This window comes from Aquimarina sp. U1-2 (assembly GCF_017897595.1).
Classification (GTDB): domain Bacteria; phylum Bacteroidota; class Bacteroidia; order Flavobacteriales; family Flavobacteriaceae; genus Aquimarina.
In genome coordinates, this window is the sequence record NZ_JAGKIK010000002.1 from 18,900 (window position 1) to 37,031 (window position 18,132).

At 36.6% G+C, this 18,132-nt stretch carries 14 protein-coding genes; 5 read left to right on the forward strand and 9 right to left on the reverse strand.

What is annotated here, in order from left to right:
• The first annotated feature begins 66 nt into the window (after positions 1–66).
• From J8281_RS02910 to J8281_RS02920, 3 genes are all read left to right on the forward strand, one after another.
• A complete protein-coding gene (locus tag J8281_RS02910) occupies positions 67–1,170 on the forward strand; it encodes a helix-turn-helix domain-containing protein (RefSeq protein ID WP_210196100.1) in 1,104 nt (367 codons plus the stop codon).
• Positions 1,171–1,359: 189 nt separating this feature from the next.
• A complete protein-coding gene (locus J8281_RS02915; RefSeq protein WP_210196101.1) occupies positions 1,360–2,193 on the forward strand; it encodes a DUF2911 domain-containing protein in 834 nt (277 codons plus the stop codon).
• Positions 2,194–2,612: 419 nt separating this feature from the next.
• Positions 2,613–2,849: a hypothetical protein gene (locus tag J8281_RS02920; RefSeq protein ID WP_210196102.1), complete on the forward strand. Its 237-nt coding sequence runs from the start codon at positions 2,613–2,615 to the stop codon at positions 2,847–2,849.
• Positions 2,850–3,039: 190 nt separating this feature from the next.
• Here the strand turns inward: J8281_RS02920 and J8281_RS02925 are convergent, their stop codons facing one another.
• Positions 3,040–7,095, reverse strand: coding sequence for a DUF5689 domain-containing protein (locus tag J8281_RS02925; protein WP_210196103.1), 4,056 nt, complete (start codon positions 7,093–7,095; stop codon positions 3,040–3,042).
• A gap of 785 nt (positions 7,096–7,880) precedes the next feature.
• On the opposite strand from J8281_RS02925, the gene hflX reads away from it, so the two are divergent.
• On the forward strand, positions 7,881–9,089 hold the full coding sequence (gene hflX / locus J8281_RS02930; RefSeq protein ID WP_210196488.1) for a GTPase HflX: 1,209 nt from the start codon (positions 7,881–7,883) through the stop codon (positions 9,087–9,089).
• A gap of 9 nt (positions 9,090–9,098) precedes the next feature.
• Here the strand turns inward: hflX and J8281_RS02935 are convergent, their stop codons facing one another.
• The 8 genes from J8281_RS02935 to J8281_RS02970 all read right to left on the reverse strand — a co-directional run bounded on the left by J8281_RS02935 (position 9,099) and on the right by J8281_RS02970 (position 16,371).
• Positions 9,099–10,127 carry a DUF3078 domain-containing protein gene (locus tag J8281_RS02935; protein WP_210196104.1) on the reverse strand — a complete coding sequence of 343 codons (1,029 nt, stop codon included), beginning with the start codon at positions 10,125–10,127 and terminating at the stop codon, positions 9,099–9,101.
• A 161-nt stretch (positions 10,128–10,288) separates the two neighbouring features.
• Positions 10,289–11,221, reverse strand: a complete 933-nt coding sequence (locus tag J8281_RS02940; RefSeq protein WP_210196105.1) for a DUF3078 domain-containing protein — start codon at positions 11,219–11,221, stop codon at positions 10,289–10,291.
• 246 nt (positions 11,222–11,467) lie between these two features.
• The gene (locus tag J8281_RS02945) at positions 11,468–11,977 is read right to left on the reverse strand and encodes a DUF2480 family protein (RefSeq protein ID WP_210196106.1); all 510 of its coding nucleotides are present in this window, start codon (positions 11,975–11,977) and stop codon (positions 11,468–11,470) included.
• Positions 11,978–12,084: 107 nt separating this feature from the next.
• Entirely contained in the window at positions 12,085–12,411 is a 327-nt protein-coding gene (locus J8281_RS02950; protein WP_210196107.1) for an SUF system Fe-S cluster assembly protein, read from the reverse strand.
• Between the two features lie 43 nt (positions 12,412–12,454).
• Positions 12,455–12,877: a SufE family protein gene (locus J8281_RS02955; protein ID WP_210196108.1), complete on the reverse strand. Its 423-nt coding sequence runs from the start codon at positions 12,875–12,877 to the stop codon at positions 12,455–12,457.
• Positions 12,878–12,917: 40 nt separating this feature from the next.
• The gene (locus J8281_RS02960) at positions 12,918–13,655 is read right to left on the reverse strand and encodes a DUF4377 domain-containing protein (RefSeq protein WP_210196109.1); all 738 of its coding nucleotides are present in this window, start codon (positions 13,653–13,655) and stop codon (positions 12,918–12,920) included.
• Between the two features lie 215 nt (positions 13,656–13,870).
• Positions 13,871–14,884, reverse strand: coding sequence for a zinc metalloprotease (locus tag J8281_RS02965; protein ID WP_210196110.1), 1,014 nt, complete (start codon positions 14,882–14,884; stop codon positions 13,871–13,873).
• Positions 14,885–15,156: 272 nt separating this feature from the next.
• Positions 15,157–16,371 carry an aminotransferase class V-fold PLP-dependent enzyme gene (locus J8281_RS02970; RefSeq protein ID WP_210196489.1) on the reverse strand — a complete coding sequence of 405 codons (1,215 nt, stop codon included), beginning with the start codon at positions 16,369–16,371 and terminating at the stop codon, positions 15,157–15,159.
• A 364-nt stretch (positions 16,372–16,735) separates the two neighbouring features.
• Here J8281_RS02970 and J8281_RS02975 point away from each other — a divergent pair, with 364 nt between their 5' ends.
• Positions 16,736–18,088, forward strand: coding sequence for a serine hydrolase (locus J8281_RS02975; RefSeq protein ID WP_210196111.1), 1,353 nt, complete (start codon positions 16,736–16,738; stop codon positions 18,086–18,088).
• Positions 18,089–18,132 lie beyond the last annotated feature (44 nt).

The following is an 18,132-nucleotide window of genomic DNA, read 5'->3' on the forward strand; positions in this document are numbered from 1 at the left end:
TGCGCAGGTAGGCGGTAAAAATAACTAAAACGTATAACGGATTAGTAAAAAAAGACAATAATTTTTATGCAATCGTTTCTAAATCAATTAGTGTATTTTGCGTACTTTCAAAGCTTATTTTTATTGTTTATTTATGTTTTTTCTTCTAAAAAAAGAAAAGTTATAAATACGTATGTTGCCCTTTTAATATTGGTTTTAGTTATTGGGCTAAGCGGAAGAATAGTATATATTTCTGGATTTTTTGGTGATAATTACAGATGGGTTATTTTTTCAGAGTTTGCGACATTATTATTTGGTGCTACTATTTACTTATTTACTCGATCTAGTCTATTAAAAAAACCGTTTTCGTATAAAGAGTTACGTCATTATATACCCGCAATCCTATACAATGCATTAGTCACAGTTATTTTTATTCTACCTTCTGATGAGGTGCTGCAAGAAAGAATAGAAAGTAGAGAACAGTTTAGATATACGCTTATTTTTATTGCTGTTGGATTACTAGTTAACATGACCTACTGGGTCTTAAGCTTTCGGATCTTTTTAAGGTTTAAGAAAAATATCCAGAATGAACTAAGCTATAGCATAAAATCCCAGTTTTTTTTAAATTTTTTAATAGCTATAGGATTTTGCATGCTTTGCTGGTTGGGTTTATTTATCTATTGGATTTTAGGATTTCAATTCTTAACAAAATCCTCTTGGCAAATCGTATGGATAAGCATTGCCCTTATTATTCTATTTCTTACATTTTATAGTATAAAAGAACCACAGTTATTTAAAGTTACCGAGCTTATAGCGCCTAAAAAATATACACAGTCCAAATTATCTAATGAAGAGTTAGATACGTTAAAATCTCAATTAGACCATTTAATGATACAAAGAAAACCATATTTGAACCGGAAGCTTCTGAAATCAGAATTGGCAGAGATGTTAGGGGTTAGCAACCCAGAAATAGCACGTTTACTCAACGAGCGTATAGGGATGAACTTTTTCGAATATGTAAATTATTATAGAATAAAAGAGTTTATAGCCCTGGCTAAGACTGAAGATGCCAAACATATTACTTTCTATGGCCTTGCTCAAGAGGCCGGCTTCAATTCTAAAACTACATTTAATAAATCATTTAAAGATTTGATGGGGACTACGCCAAAAGAGTATTTCTCAAATCTTTAACCCGGATTATGTATTATAAAATCTATTACGGCTTGAAATACCTTCAAAAACAAACGCTGCGCTGTATTTTTCAATTTCACCGTAGCGGTGCTATGCTAAAATTGAGAAAACACTTGTTTTTATTGGTATTTCAACCCTCATTACGAAATTCTAATACATAATCCAGGTTTAATTAAAATTGTAAACACTATGTACAAAGTACTTTTTATGAGTATCATGATGGTAATAACGGCTAATGCACAGCTTCGAGTTCCTGCGTTAAGTCCATCTTCAAAAACAATACAAACTGTTGGATTAACAGAGATAGAAATCGAATATTCTAGACCAAGTAAAAGAGATAGAACTATTTTTGGAGAAGATGGTATCATTCCTTACGGAGAATTATGGCGAACCGGCGCAAACGCAGCTACTAAAATTACGTTTAGTGATGATCTGCTAATTTCTGAAACACCCATAAAAAAAGGTTCTTACGCTATTCTTACCAAACCAGGGAAAAATAGTTGGGATCTATACGTATACAGCTATGAATCCCAAAATTGGAGTACGTACGTAGATCGCACGCCCATTGCCAGTTTTACGATTGATCGCATCAAATCGAATCAGGTAGTAGAAACCTTCTTGATGTATATAGATCAAATTACGCTAAACAGTGCGCAATTGATATTCACTTGGGATACTACCAAAATAGTACTGCCTCTAAAGTTTATGACACATGAAAAAACCATGGCTGCTATCTATAAAACACTTTCAGGACCGTCTACCTTTGATTACTTTCAGGCAGCATTATATTTGCACGAAGCTCAAGAAGATTTAGAAAAAGCACTTACCTATATTCAAAAAGCTACTAAAAATGAAAATGCCTTGTTTTTTCAGGTGTATCGGGAAGCTTTGATTCTAGCTGACCTCGATAGAAAAACCGAGGCAATACTAGCAGCCAAAAGGTCGTTGGCACTATCCAAAAAAGCAAAGAACAAAGATTTTATCAGATTAAATGAGAAAAACATAAAAGAATGGTCGAAATAATCTAATTTTTATTGAATATCCGCTATACATCATAAAATTGACTTTAATGTCTGGTAGAGCGCAGTCGAGACCTGATTTTAAGCTCATTGGATTTACTAACCTCTCGACTGCGCTCGAGGAGACAGTGCGATATGATTGATTACGGATATTCATTATTATTTATCTAAAATTGACTTGAATTTAACCCGCTTTATGCATTAGAAAATCTATTACGGCTTTAAACTGCTGCAAAACCAAGCACTACGTTGTATTTTTAAGTTTCACCGTAGCGATGCTATGCTGAAACTTAGAAAACACTTGGTTTTATGGCATTTTCAAGCCTCATAACGAAATTCTAATGCATAAAGCGGGTTTAACCAATAAAACAAATATGTACTTATTACGTTATATATCATGTACAAACTAATACATGTTGTATCATGAAAACTTTAAAAAAGTGGTTCGTAGCTACACTGCTTCTGATAGCAGTAGTTGCTTGTGGCGACAAGAAAAAAGAAGAAAAGAAGCCAGTAGTTAAAAAAGCATCTGCGACCACTATAAAAAAGGCGAAAAAGAAAGTAGCAACCAAAAAATTGTCTAAAAAAGAACTTAGACAGTTAAAAAAGGCACAAAAAAAACGCGAACGCGAAGCAAAGCGAAAAAAGCGTGCGAACTAAACCATAAAATAATATAAACCGGGATAAAGCAAATAGGCTATCTGTACAGATAGCCTATTTTATATGCTTTAATTTGTTATTAGGTAACCATAACACATGTTTTTTTAGTGCTACGGGTTAGTTTTTTGATACTCCTTTTGCCTTACAATCAAAAAAGTCAAGATGAGTTCAACGTTTTCTACAAAAACATTTAGTTCTTAAGTATCTTTTTTGTGGTTCTAAACGTTCCTTTTTCATCTGAAGCACGAACTACATAAAATCCACGCGGAAATTTACGCATATCTACAGAGAATCGAGATGATCCCACAGCAAGTCGTACAGCTTGTTGATACACTGTTTTACCGGTAATGTCAGTAATAATTACTTCAACGTCGCTTTTTGAAAGCACCTGAAAATCTAAAAACAACTGTTCTATTACCGGATTGGGAGCAATAGCTATATGTACATCACCTGATTCGAAATCTTCTTTCAGCAGTTCGCTGTCAAAAGCTGTTGGGGTATGTAAAGCAGTAATTGCTCGTTTTGTAAAGAGGTTTTCTCCATTCTCTAGACAAACTATGGCATCTAAGTCAAAACCATCGGCAAACCATGGAAATACGTTACGATCACTTACATCCACAATTTTAATATACTTGGCAGTATCCAAATTCCCATCAGCCAGATCAAATTCTCCGTCTTGGCAGGTGGTGCCTAGCGAAGCAAATTCTACACCGTCTGCAGAGGCAAAAACCTCAGCCGTTTCAGGAAAGTATTGGCAAGGGATATTATCAAAAAATCCTGTAGATTCGAATACTGCAAATTCGTTGGTATTCTTATTGTCGAATATCTTTTCATTTAGCGCTATAGTAATAGCACCTCCAAAACCTAAACTTACAAAATCAAAATATTTTCTTTCGTTGGGAGTGCCCAAAGCACGATGCGGATTACTTCTGAATCGGGATATTTTTCTTCCGTCTTTTCGTTTTCCTTGCTCAAAGGATACAATAGATGCGCCTGTGCACGAATTCTCTCTAAAAGGTTGCTCTAATAGAAACCGAGCTGAAACCGGAAAGTGATCTGAAGTGGTAAATGCATAGTCAGCATCATATATCTCGTAATGTACAGTTACCGAGTTTTCGATATATGCCTCGTCGAGTTCATTGGTAATTGTGATATGATCGATCATATTTTCTCTAAAGACAAAAGAACGTAACCCTGCTTCGCTTAAAGCCGAAGAAACAATAGTATAATTTGCAGTATCATCTACATACTCCTGAAAACTTGAAATCGTAGAAGAAATGTCGGCAACTGTTTCATCGACATCATCATTATAATCGCCCAGAAGAACCACTTTGTTATTCGCAAAATGAGCGTCAAGAGAATCTTTTAAGACTTCCACATCATATTTGCGCATATTATATCGATTTTGAGGATTGCGACTGTTATTCGCCCTGGCATGCAGTGCAATCAAATCTATACGCTCTGTAACGCCGTTTACGGTTACATCTGCTGTTAGTAAGAAAGGTAATCTACCACTGGCAAAAAAACGAGAAGTCTCATCGGGATAATTGACTAAAGCACTATCATCACCACCGTTATAGAGCGGATGAATTGAAGTAAACATTGCCCTTGTACTCACTACAGAGACGGTTTCGGTATTATAAATAAAACCGATTTTTTGAAAAGGTGGAGTGCCTCCTGGGTTAGAGAAAGCATCAGATAACACATAATCATATCCTGGTAATTGTGCTACCAGTTCTTCTAGCAGAGCATCATCAGCTATTTCTTGAACTGCGTAAATATCTGAATTAAGTCGTTGAAGTACAGTAGCCGTACTATCCCTTTGAATGGCATCAGACATTGGGTTTTGACCTACGGGAGAGTTATTTTCATCTCCAAACCATTCGATATTCCAAGTAACCACATCAAAAGTATCTTCTTTAGGGATACCAATAGTGTCTCCAGGAGGAATAAAGTCTACAGTACAAGGGATGTCATTAAGGTCTCTGGGCAGTAGCTGAAAAAACTCCCTAAAACGACCTACTACACCAGTAATTGAAGGACATGTTGTAGGTTGTACTTTACCTACGACAGATGCGACGTCGTTATCGATGCGAAGTTCTCCTGCTCCGCTGGCGTCGGTGAGTGTAACATTAGAATTTCCGAAGAGAAGATCTCCGGGATTAGGAAACGTAGTATTGGTTACCTGAACTAATTCTCCTGGATGGCTCTCAATTTCAGACAGTGTAATTATTTGCGGAAGAATTGGGCGTTGAGGTCTCCCGTTATCTATGACTTCAACTACACCCGTAATCTGAACTTGGTCATTAAAAACAGCTCTTACGCCGGTTAATGTGATAGAATCTCCAACTTGTAATGCAGCATTGGCCTGTACTTGTTCGTCGAATACCGCAATACCACCGGTAGCATCCTGAATGAACGCAGGACCGTTAAAGCTATTGGTAACCGTAAGTACCCCGGCAATAGTAACTGCTGTTCCCTCTGCTGCGGCTCTGGCTTCGGCAATAGTAACGGTTTCTCCTGGTACGACAAGCACCCCTTCATTACTAATTCCCGGCGTAGGAGCTTTGGCTACATAGGATGTCGTATTGCGAGCCCCCCCTTGTCCATTAGGAATGCGTTGAAGAGAAGCTGCATCTTTGTCTCCGTTTTGATTTTCGTTGAGCTGCGGTTGATTCGCATTTAACAGTGTTAGTAATACTATATTGTCACTGTCATCGGTGTCGTATACTATAGCATCAACAATATTTTCGGTACTAATCGCGGTTCCGTTAGGAAAAGAAGAAGCATCATCAACATATAGAACTACAGCGTCTGCTCCATTCTGAAATGAATTTCCGGGTACAATAAGGTCAACATTCGCTACATCGGCATTACCAATTACGAAATAACCTCCTGCATCAGTAGAAAAGCCATCTAAATCTATGGCGCTATAACTTGCATTATTACTTCCGTTATAGTTAACCAGTACAAAGCCTTCTAGAGAAGTATTTCCTATTCCGCCGTCATACAACTCGACAAATTCCAGGGTGTCTGAGCCTTGCGTATCTGCATCAATTTCGTTGATTAGTAAAGATGTTACAGGGCTTCCCCCATCATTTGCGACCTGATTTTTTTGATTAGGTGTGTTTACTGCTTCTCCCGGATCGGCAGTTACATCTGGAAAACTAGGCAGTCCACTACCGTTAAAATCATTTCGTATCCAGTCGGTTGTAGCATCTGTATCTTTTCCGTTGGGAAACCTCGATGCTCCACCTACTGTAAATGGGATTCCGTCAAAAGAAGATAAAAGCGTTACTTCGGCATAATTGATATCAGCTGTGTCTGCATCATTTACACCTACATCATCAAGAAGTTCTTCCCAAGGTGTACGTTCAAAAACTCCGTTATCATCGGTATCCAAATCCTGATCAAGAGTACCGGTAAAGTTTTTTACGAGGAGTAGGGATAACGTTCCATTTTCATAGCTATTATTTGCAAAAGGAGTGGTATAATATCCATTAGTATCGGCGGTACCTAATTGTATGGCCTGATCAATAGTTCCTGCGGCATTGCTATCACCATCAATTTCTAATAGCCAGTATTCGCTTAAATCAGCTTCTGAAGCGGCTAATACTTCTATAAATTCATTGGTGTCTGCTCCTGTGTGATTGAGTACAAATTCATTAATGAGCGGACGAACAACGATAGCTCCGAACGTTTGATTGGTATTTATCGCTCCGTAAGTATTGGAAGAAGCCACTTGCCATGTAAAATCGGAAGCTAAACTTCCTGTTCCGGATAATTGAAGCGAGTTTCCGGCGGGAGTACTACTAGATTCTGAAACGCCAATATCGGTGCTTGTTTGCCCAGCAGCAGGACCATTGGCAGCGGTAAAGACCCCTTCGTAACTTAAAAACTGAATAACCGTATTCGTGTTGTCTACCAAAGCAATCCCATCGGGAGCTCCATTTTGGATGCTTCCAGCAGGAAATATGGCTATTGTACCAAATCCATTTTGTTGATCAGGCAATATACCCGAAATTGAAACGGTGTTATATGCGGTTTGATTTGATCCGTTGTATAACACAATGCTCCAATTGGTAAGATCGGTGCCAGCCGGTCCAACGATTTCTATAGCTTCGTCTACATCTGCACCTACATTATCATAATGTATCTCATTAATAAATACAGATTGTGTAAATCCTTTCTGAATTCCTATAAAACATAGAAAAGAGAATGGAATTAAAAGTAATTTTAATTTCATAATAAATAATTTGTATGCTTGATTTTTTGCGTAACGCAAGGTATGTCATTCCGCTGATTCTTACATCTGGACTATGTTAAAAAAACATCAATAAATGTGTGCCTTGAAATTAGCGTACTTTACTTAAGTATTTGAAAGATAGATCATTTCTGTCTGCATGCCTTTGGCAGGTAAGCTACTACCAATATAAAGGGGTTGAAGTGAAGCTTATCAATAAGTACATCATTTGGGTTAAACCCGCTTTATGCATTAGAAAATCTATTACGGCTTTAAACTGCTGCAAAACCAATCACTACGTTGTATTTTTAAATTTCACCGTAGCGATGCTATGCTGAAACTTAGAAAATACTTGGTTTTATGGCATTTTCAACCCTCATAACGAAATTCTAATGCATAAACCGGGTTAAATCGATGACCATTCTACCATCAATGTTACCTTTCTTCATATCTTCGAATATAGTATTGATATTTTCTAAAGGAGCTTTATGAGTTGTTGCTTCGACTTTTTCTTCTATCGCAAAATCAATAGCTTCCTGTACATCTTTTCGTGTACCCGTAATAGCAGGATGTAAGTTAAGCAGGTCTGGATGTGCTAATGTGCACGATAGGGTGCTTTATATATTTTTTTGAAATAATTGTTGGTTGCCATAATCATTAAATTTAAACCAGTTCTTTACAATAAACCCAGTGTGTTATAGACTTTGAAGGACATAATTATCGTATTTTTGCACTCTGGGTTTGAGTCACACTATACCAATTTAAGAAATAGAAGATACGTATTTTACATGTTAGAGCGGAAAGAAATTGCATACGAAAAAACAGTATTGATAGGGATTGTTACCAGGCATCAAGACGAAGAAAAGCTTACAGAATTTCTAGATGAGCTAGAATTTTTGACCTATACAGCAGGGGGAGAGGTAGTTAAGCGATTTACTCAAAAAATGGAGATGCCCAATTCTAAAACGTTTATCGGTACCGGTAAGATGGAAGAAGTGAAGGCCTATGTCGAAGCACATGATATTGGCACTGTAGTTTTTGATGATGAATTATCACCGGCGCAACTTCGTAATATCGAGCGTATTTTAGAAGCAAAGATTATCGATAGAACCAATTTAATCTTGGATATTTTTGCGCAGCGTGCACAAACTAGCTATGCCCGCACTCAGGTCGAATTGGCACAATACCAATATTTATTACCTAGACTTACAGGATTGTGGACGCACTTAGAAAGGCAACGAGGTGGTATAGGGATGCGAGGTCCTGGTGAGACAGAAATAGAAACCGATCGTCGTATTGTAAGGGATCGTATTTCTTTACTCAAAAAGAAATTGCAAACCATTGATAAACAAATGGCAACACAACGTGGCAACCGGGGCAAACTGGTTCGTGTGGCTTTGGTTGGATATACCAATGTAGGTAAATCTACACTAATGAATGTTATTGCTAAGAGCGAGGTATTTGCAGAAAACAAGCTTTTTGCAACTCTAGACACCACGGTACGCAAGGTAGTGATAGGTAATTTACCATTTTTATTGAGTGATACGGTTGGATTTATTAGAAAATTACCCACCCAACTTGTCGAAAGTTTTAAAAGTACGCTGGATGAGGTTCGCGAAGCCGATCTTTTGTTGCATGTAGTAGATATTTCTCACCCACAATTTGAAGATCATATCGATTCTGTACACAAGATTTTGGGTGAAATCGATTGTAGAGACAAGGCTACGATTATGGTTTTTAATAAAATAGACGCCTATGAGCATGAAACTATACCAGCAGATGACCTTACTACAGAAAGAACCAAAGCACATTATACATTAGAAGAATGGAAGCAAACCTGGATGAATAAAATCGGGGATAACGCATTATTTATCTCAGCCATTCATAAAGAAAATATGGAGGAATTTAGAACACGTATATATAAAGAAGTTCGAGATATTCATGTTACCCGTTTTCCATATAATAATTTTTTATATCCTGAGAGTATTGAAGAATAGTGTAATATCTTAGAATGCATAGTCTAAACCAATACCGGTAACCTGCCTAATTTGAAATGCGCTGGTCGCATTGTCATCGTAGATGCTCTGAAACACAAAACTGAAAGAAACATAACGATTCACCTTCAAATTAAGATTAAAAGTATAGTCGATATCAATATTACCGGGATCTTCGATGTAATTAGAATATAAACTTAAGATATTATCGACATAAAACCGTTCAGACAATTCAAATTTTAAGTTGGCAACCAAAGAGCCACCAAACTCAAATCTCGTACTTTCGCCGGCGTCGACACCAAAATAATCACCATCTTCATAACCTGGTACATTGGTAAACTCTTTATCTACAAATATGATTCGCGAGGTAACCGGAGCTAAGTTGATATTAAGATCGTCACTTTTTTTCCAGAGAATACCAGGACCGCCTTTTAAAAATGCCGGAGAGAAAAAATGAGTTTCTTCAATACGAATGGTTTCTTCGGTCACGGGATCGGTTTCAAAACGAAAACCTTTATCAAACTGGGATAAGAAATTAACAAAAAAGGAATAGTTCCAATTACCATTACCGATACGTTTTCCTAGCCGTGAGTTAATTTCTATCCTGTCGTTGGTTTTGCGTGCAAAAGGTTCATCTTTTAAAAAAGAAAGTCCGTAGTCGGCCAAAATTTTATTGTACCAGGTTAGATTGTTTTTTTTGTAATTAAATTCATAATTGGCAACTCCGTTTCCGGCAACGTTTGTGGTTCCTCCCCCTTGCCAATCAAAATTGAAGGCAGATTGATTAAACAATAAAGAAAATTTTCCTTTGGTTTTCCAGCCTACATGTTCAGGTTTTTTTGGTTTTTTTGGCGAAATTTCTTTTAGAATATTCTTTAAAACGATAACATTTAACTCTCGAGGGGTATTTTTCAAAAGACTATCAATAGAACGCTTTAAATTAAGCTGAATAGAATCGAGTTGTTTTGTCTTTTTCTTTTCTTGACTAAAGATTTTTGACACAAATAATACTACAAAAATTACTATTAAAAACCTTTTCATTAGATCCGTCATTGTAGGGGTAAAGTGACAAATATACGAGTTGTGTTTAGGTTTTCAAATCGCAACTTCTATACGATAATCAATAGCGTATAAAACAATCTTCTTTTGTGAGTATTCGTTTCGTTCGACTAGGTAATCGATAATTAAATTCTACTGCACTACTAAAAGGTGTAACTTACCCCTAAATTCCAGAACGATTGAAGCTCGTTATCTGTATTTTCGAGAGTGGGAGTAGGAACAATCTCGGGAACTTGAGCCAGTGCAAAATTATACGCTTCTTGTTTGTTGCTGCGCAAGCCAAAATCAAATCCTACACCAATGGCTTTCCAAAGGGTATATGTAAACGAATTGGTCCAGGTCCAGTTAGAATAGTCGGTATCTTCATAACTTAAGAATGCAGAGAGGTTGGTTTTAAAATTAATAGCACCAATTCTGCGGGTATAATCGGCTACTAGTTTAGCTCCAAGAGAAGATTCGTACTGCGCATCCCCCTCGCTAAAAACAAAGTTATAATTAACAGGATGTACCACAATTACAAGGTTTTTAATAGGGGTCCATGTGATCCCTGCACCAATATCGAGATATCCGGGATCATTGAAATTACTTAAAATGGTAGTTCTGTATTCGGTTAATGTGGATACGGCCAGGGTACGGGTAAGTCTATACCCAAAAAGCGAAGTAAAATTAAAAACATCGGTAGCTTCTCTAAAACCATCATCATCTGTTGGATCGTCTCTGTCATCAAGTTTAACCCATGCAAAATTGGTGGTAAGGCTATTTTTCCAGAAATATTTCTTTTGTAGTAAGTTGGCGTATCCATTGAAAGTAATACCTATATTACCGGCGGAGTTGTTGGGAATGCCCTGTGCGAACCAATTATTAAACCCAGAAAGACTACCTCCTACAGTACCAAAAGCTCCTATTTTCCAACCCGTAATCGTGTCGAGCTTTGCCTGTATGGCATCTATTCGTTTTTGAATAGCGGCTATAGAATCTTTTTTTACAGCTTGTTCTTTTTTTAGTTCTTCTTCAGTCTGTGCAGATGTTGTAGTAATTGCTAACAGTAAAAATGCGAGGCAAAGAATTTTTTTCATAGTTACACGTGTTATAATTTAATGATAAATAAGAATATTAAGATATTGAAAAATTGTTTTCAACAAATGCCTCGTGGGCTTGCCCCGAGGTAGTTTACTTGAGCAATTTCAAAGTAAAACTGGTATAAAATCCAATTACATGATAAGTTCATCCCCAAAGTTAGGACAATGAAGTTTTGAGAGATACAAAAACATTAAATAGTGTCAATTTTTTCGATAAAATGCTGATTTTTAGGATCAAATTCTTTATCTCCTTTTGTATAAAGGTACTGCAGAGCATGCTTCTCCATACATTAAACTTTTGGCAACAGGTTGCAATTTTTGGATCAAAGCGATATATGCCCCTTCGGGAACAGGCTTTTGGGTACATCCTTTTATAATCAAAAGTTTATCTTGATATGCTGAAACATCCAAGGTATTAATGAGTTCTTCGTAGAGAATTGTCTCTAAGGTTTCTAGCGAACCTACTACTACTTTTTTAGCATACGGAATTAATGAACTAGTCAATAAAAGATAAGCCCACCCGGGTATAATGGCTTCTGTAGAACACGTTAACGCCACGTATTGATTCTGATATTGACTCCAATTGTGGTCTTTGACATGTTTTCTAAAATCTTTTTCGCGCAAAAGCAATCCTTCAAAAAGCCAGTCTTTTATATCAAAGAGAACACGGTTACCATCTGGATAGTACTCTTCAAGATCAAATGTCATCAGATTTTGGTTGTTTGCAACCCTATTTATGATTTCTTCGGCCATGTTATTATCTCGTCTTTTATGATGTCATCTTCTTTGGTAAATTTTTTATGTAGTATTGCTCTTCAATAGGTGTTCTACGAGCCAAACAGCGATAATTAGCCCTTAATTTATAGCATACCTAGTTCTAACTTGGCCTCTTCGCTCATAAGATCTTGTGACCAAGGGGGATCAAACGTAAGCTCCATTTCTACATCATTAACAGCATCAAGAGATTTTACTTTTTCTTTTACTTCCTCAGGCAGTGATTCTGCTACCGGGCAGTTGGGGGATGTAAGCGTCATAAGAATCTTTACATCGAGATCTTCATTTACAAAAACATCATAAATCAATCCCAGTTCGTATATATCTACGGGAATTTCGGGATCATATATGGTTTTAAGTACCCGTACTATTTTTTCACCTAGTTCGTTTGTATCTATAGTGGTTTCGCTCATAATTATTTTTTCAACGTCCATCAGGATATACCTGACAAAAGAATTAATTTAATTGTGTTTGATAAGCAATCGCATACATTTTAAGCTGTTTGATCATACTTACCAAACCATTTGCTCGGGTTGGCGAGAGGTGTTCTTTTAGGCCAATATCATCGATAAAACTAGTATCGGCATCAATAATATCTTTAGGATGTTGTCCCGAAAATGCTCGTATTAGAATCGCAATGATACCTTTGGTAATAATAGCATCACTATCTGCCGTAAAATTCAACTTTTCGTCACTCAATTCAGCATGTACCCATACTTTACTTTGACACCCCTTAATACTATTGTCATCTGTTTTGTATTTATCGTCGATAATGGGTAGTGATTTTCCCAATTCAATCATATACTCATAACGTTGCATCCAGTCATCGAACATACTAAACTCCTCTACAATTTCTTCCTGAATATCCTGTATTGTCATTAGCTATCAATTTTCAACAAAAATACAACAAGATTAGTTGCTATTCAATACTTTCTGACAATGATAGTATAGTATTAACTAATGCTTTTATTTCTGAGGGAGGATAACCATGGTCAAATGAAGAAGAGGTGTACACTTGGCCATTTGTTATAATTTTTAAATTTGCCTGCATAGCAGCGTCTCCACTACTTTTTTGAGTTGTAGTAGTCAAAGTATTGATTTTCCTAAGAGGAACGTTTTTTAGTAAGGAAACCACAGCACTCCAATCTTCTTGAGAACACTTTTTTTTAACTGTATTAGTTAAGCTGCGGTCGGTTGTTTTTTGAATGGTATTCTGATCTACCTTGATATACAAAAATACCCCTCTGGTACTAGCCTCATAAATAATACCTGAAACATTTTCCTGAGCATTTTGATATTGGGATACCATGTGTTGACCAATATTGGTATTCTCGCTTTTTTTCTTTGACACTATTTTTAATAAAGAGTAGTGTATAGATAAGTCATCGGCAAGAGGGCTTTTTAGCGTATCTGCAATGATTTTAAGAGCGTAGGTAAATCCTTCTTCATAGTTAAATCCTTTTATAGTGCCGTAAAAATAACGCCAATCCTGAGACATATCGTCTTTGATTAACATACATTTTTGAGAAGCAACCCCTTCACAATCTACTGTATGATCGGCGATATAAACGCTTGTAATTGGTTGTGTTTGACATGATGAGCATACCAAAACCAAACTCACGATCAGCGATATATTCGTTATGAAAATTTTAATCATATGTGCATATTATTAAGACCCATTGTGCATTTTGAATCCGAAAAACTATTCGCGAAACCCCAATCCAAGTTAAAAGCAGGCTAATTTTTCTTCATTTTATTGGCACGGAAGAAGGGTATCACATTCAGAGACTTGCCTTGAGGTAGTTTACTACAAAAAAATCACTTAAATTGACGCTTTTCTTTACTGTTCCTTTCATAATACACAACGAATTATTAAGGAATGATAGTTTTCACAAAGCTTTCGCGTGGTCCTCCTTCTGCAAAGACAGCTCTCATTCTATTTTTTTGACCAATAGTGAACATATGCATACAGGCATCATTACTATAATCCATATAATTCATGGTCATATCGGTCGAATTACATCGTACTGTGGGATAGGTAGGGCAACCATAATTAGGCCCATCTGATAATGGGGTATCGTCTACAAAATCGTCGAGAGCACAATTTCCATCTCCCCAAATGTGCCGTAAGTTAAGCCAATGACCTACTTCGTGCGTAGTCGTTCTACCTTTGTTAAAAGGTGCCGTAACAAAACCTGTTGTACCAAAATACTGGGGAGAAACTACAATACCATCGGTCTCAGCATTATCTCCCGGAAATTGGGCATAGCCAAGTATTCCACCCCCTATGGTACATACCCATATGTTCAAATTTTTAGAAGGATCAATTACATCTGATCCACCATTAGATGCAAACTTTACCTGATCATTGGTTCCCCAGGTTGCTCTGGCAGAAGCTACTCTTATAATGCTATCCAGCTCGAAGTGAATTTTTGTATTTGTAGCTACAATTAAAAATTCTTGTGGAACTTGATTACTATCGGTATTGGATTTTGTAAAATCTTCGTTAAGTACCTGTATTTGAGAGCGCACCTGCTCATCACTTATATTCTCATTTTCATTGTTATAAACGATATGCACTACGGTTGGGATAATTATAGTATCCAAACGTTGTACGTTTTCATTTTTTCTGAGCTGAACAAATGCTCGACAATGATTTTCAATAGCTTTCATTCTTTCCTTCAATTCTGGGTTTTTGATCAGATGATCTTGCAATACCTGCATCGTACCACATCGTATAATAGAATCAGGGATGTTGTTAATAGGATTGCGAGTTTCATCTGAAATGGTATGCTCTTCTCTTTTTTCTTTTTTTGAATTTCCGCAACTGTATAAAAATATACAAAGAAAGCTAGAAAATACGAACAGTATTGTGATCTTTCTCATATGAATTTTGGTATAAAGGTGTGTTATACAATATATTACAGCCTCTAATTGAGAACGAAAACAGAAAACAATTTGTTTTATCTATTAACAAAAATTAGACATATTTAACAAATAAATGGTAAAGTAGAAGTGTAAACCAGTTCTATGTTAAGCGCAGTCAAAACTACCTTTTAAATACAATAAACTCTTGCCTATATTTATTTGATTAATACATATGTAAAAAGAGCTATACAATATGAAATATGCAAAAGAGCCTAGAGCTGATAAAAGGGTTAACCCAACATCATTTGAGCTTTTTTGATCGCATCAACTAGCATATCGATCTCCTCTTTAGTATTGTAAAAGGAGAACGACGCTCGTATCGTACCTGGTATTTTGTAAAAATCCATAATAGGTTGTGCACAATGGTGTCCTGTTCGAACAGCAATACCCAGTTTATCGACGATGGTACCCACATCATAGGGATGAATATTTTCTAGATTGAATGATATTACTGATGTTTTATTTGCAGCAGTACCATAGATTTTGAGCCCTTCAATCTCAAGTAATTTTGATGTACCGTATTCGAGTAATTCATGTTCATAGGCAGCAATCGAATCAAAACCAATCGCATTCATATAATCCAGAGCAGCACCAAAAGCTATACCGCCACAAATATTCGGAGTTCCGGCCTCAAATTTATGAGGAAGACCGGCGTATGTCGTCTTTTCAAAAGTAACCTGATCAATCATTTCACCACCTCCCTGATAAGGCGGAAGTTGGTTTAGCCATTTCTCTTTTCCGTATAACATACCTACTCCTGTAGGGCCACAAAGCTTATGCGCAGAAACTACATAAAAATCTACATCAAGTGCTTGCATATCAGGCTTTATATGCGGGCAGGATTGAGCGCCATCGATAAGTACGGCGGCTCCTGCGGCATGAGCTTTATCAATAATTTCTTTTATAGGGTTAATCGTTCCCAAGGCATTCGAAATGTGATTTACAAAAACCAGTTTGGTGCGATCAGAAAGTAAACTATCATAGCGATCCATCAACAATTCTCCATCTTCATTCATTGGGATTACTTTGAGAATTGCCCCGGTACGCTCACAAAGCATTTGCCAGGGTACTATGTTGGAATGATGTTCGAGAGCAGATACTATAACTTCATCCCCAGTCGATAAAAAACCAGTAAAACCTGTGGCAACGATATTGATGCCATGTGTTGTTCCCGAGGTTAAAATAATTTCATGTGAGTGTTTTGCGTTAAAATGATGCTGAATTTTTATTCGTGCCGTCTCGTAGGCATCTGTTGCCTCTTGGGATAGCGTATGAACTCCACGATGAATATTTGCGTTGTAATTGCTATAGTAGTCTATAATGGTATCTATAACTACTTGCGGAGTTTGAGACGTAGCCGCATTATCAAAATAAACTAAAGGTTTTCCATTAATAGTTCTTTTTAATATGGGAAAATCTTCTCTAATTTTTTGTACATCAAACATCATAACTTCTTTCTGCAAAAGTACTAAGTATTTCTAATAAAGATTAGCTATTTTTAGGATGTATTTGTTCTTTTTCTTATGAAACGAATAGTAATAAATTTTAAAAATTACTTTACCAAAGGGAATGTTTAAAATTTTTAATGTGAGAGCGTAGCGGTTACATACGTTCTTAATTTTTTAATTATTCGTTTTCAAACAATTAAAAAGATTTAAACGTATGAAACCCTCATAGAGAGATTAAGTATGGCAAGGTAATCGCCTCTACAAAAGGAAATGAATAAAAGATAGGGTAGTAAGCTCAAGGAAAAGTAAAGAAATTTGGCTAAAAAATTTAAGATCAATCAGTTAAACATAGTTTATTCGTATGAAGCTATCTAAAAAAATTATCGCACTAGTGTTTCTTATTTTGTTAGGTGTCATCTGCGTCGTGGCATTGATGAATTATCCAAAACTTACGGTACTTACAGGATATTCTGCAAAACACATGAGCTCGTCGGTATTTCTAGGAGACCGAACAGTTGCATTTACAGATAGCGTAGATAATAATTTTGCACCGGTTCATTTTGCCGACGATAAGGTGGATTTGAAAAACAAGGTCGCCACAGCTTCAGTTTTTGGTCTTAAAGAGCGTAAGGCAATATATCGCGACGGAGTAGGTAGTGTCTTAATTAATGAAGATTTTGATGAGAATAAACCTGTTGCAAAACCTAAACGTTTTTATACAGAAACAGAATTGCCATATCCGTATGGAAATTTACCTCAAAAAGATACTGTTTCTGATGCCATAGGCTATGACAAAATTGATACAGCCGTCAATTCAATTTTTGATACGCCTGGTGAAAATTTGCAAAAAACCCGGGCGGTTTTAGTGCTGTACAAAGGACATATCATAGCCGAAAGATATAGTCAAGGATTGGACAAAAATTCTAGATTGCTGGGATGGTCGATGACCAAAAGTATTTTGGCTACTATTTTTGGAGTGCTAGAAAAAGAAGAAGTGCTTACTACTAAGGATAGAGCACCTGTTGCAGCCTGGAAAAATGATGATAGAGAAGATATTACCTTACATAATTTGTTACAAATGAATTGCGGTTTGGAGTGGAATGAAGATTATACCAGTCTTTCTGATGTCACCAGAATGCTATATCTGGATACCGATATGACCACGTCTCAAATTTATAAAAAAGCACGGCATACCCCGAATCAATATTGGTACTATTCTTCTGGCGTATCAAATTTGCTATCTGGAATCCTACGTACATATTTTGATACATATCAAGAATATTTAGACTACCCTTATCGAGAGTTTATTGATAAAATAGGTATGCATTCTATGCTGATAGAAACCGATCTTGCGGGTAATTATGTCGGTTCGTCTTATGCTTGGGCAACAGTAAGAGATTGGGGTAAATTTGGGTTTTTGTATCTCAATAAAGGCAATTGGAATGGTGAACAAATTTTCAAACCAGAATGGGTAGACTACGTGACGACACCCAGCCCTACTTCTGAGGGAGATTATGGGGCGCATTTTTGGTTAAATGCTGGCGGATTCTATCCAGATGCCCCCAGAGATATGTTTTCTGCTAATGGATTTCAGGGTCAGCGCGTTTTTATTATTCCTTCGAAGGACCTTGTAGTTGTTCGTTTTGGATTAAAAGGGGAAGAGGGAGTAGACTTTAACGCCTTCTTAAAGAATATAGTAGCAGCAATAAAATAGTAGGGGCGCGTGAGCCATAGCTTTTAAAAGCCGTTAGACTTGGC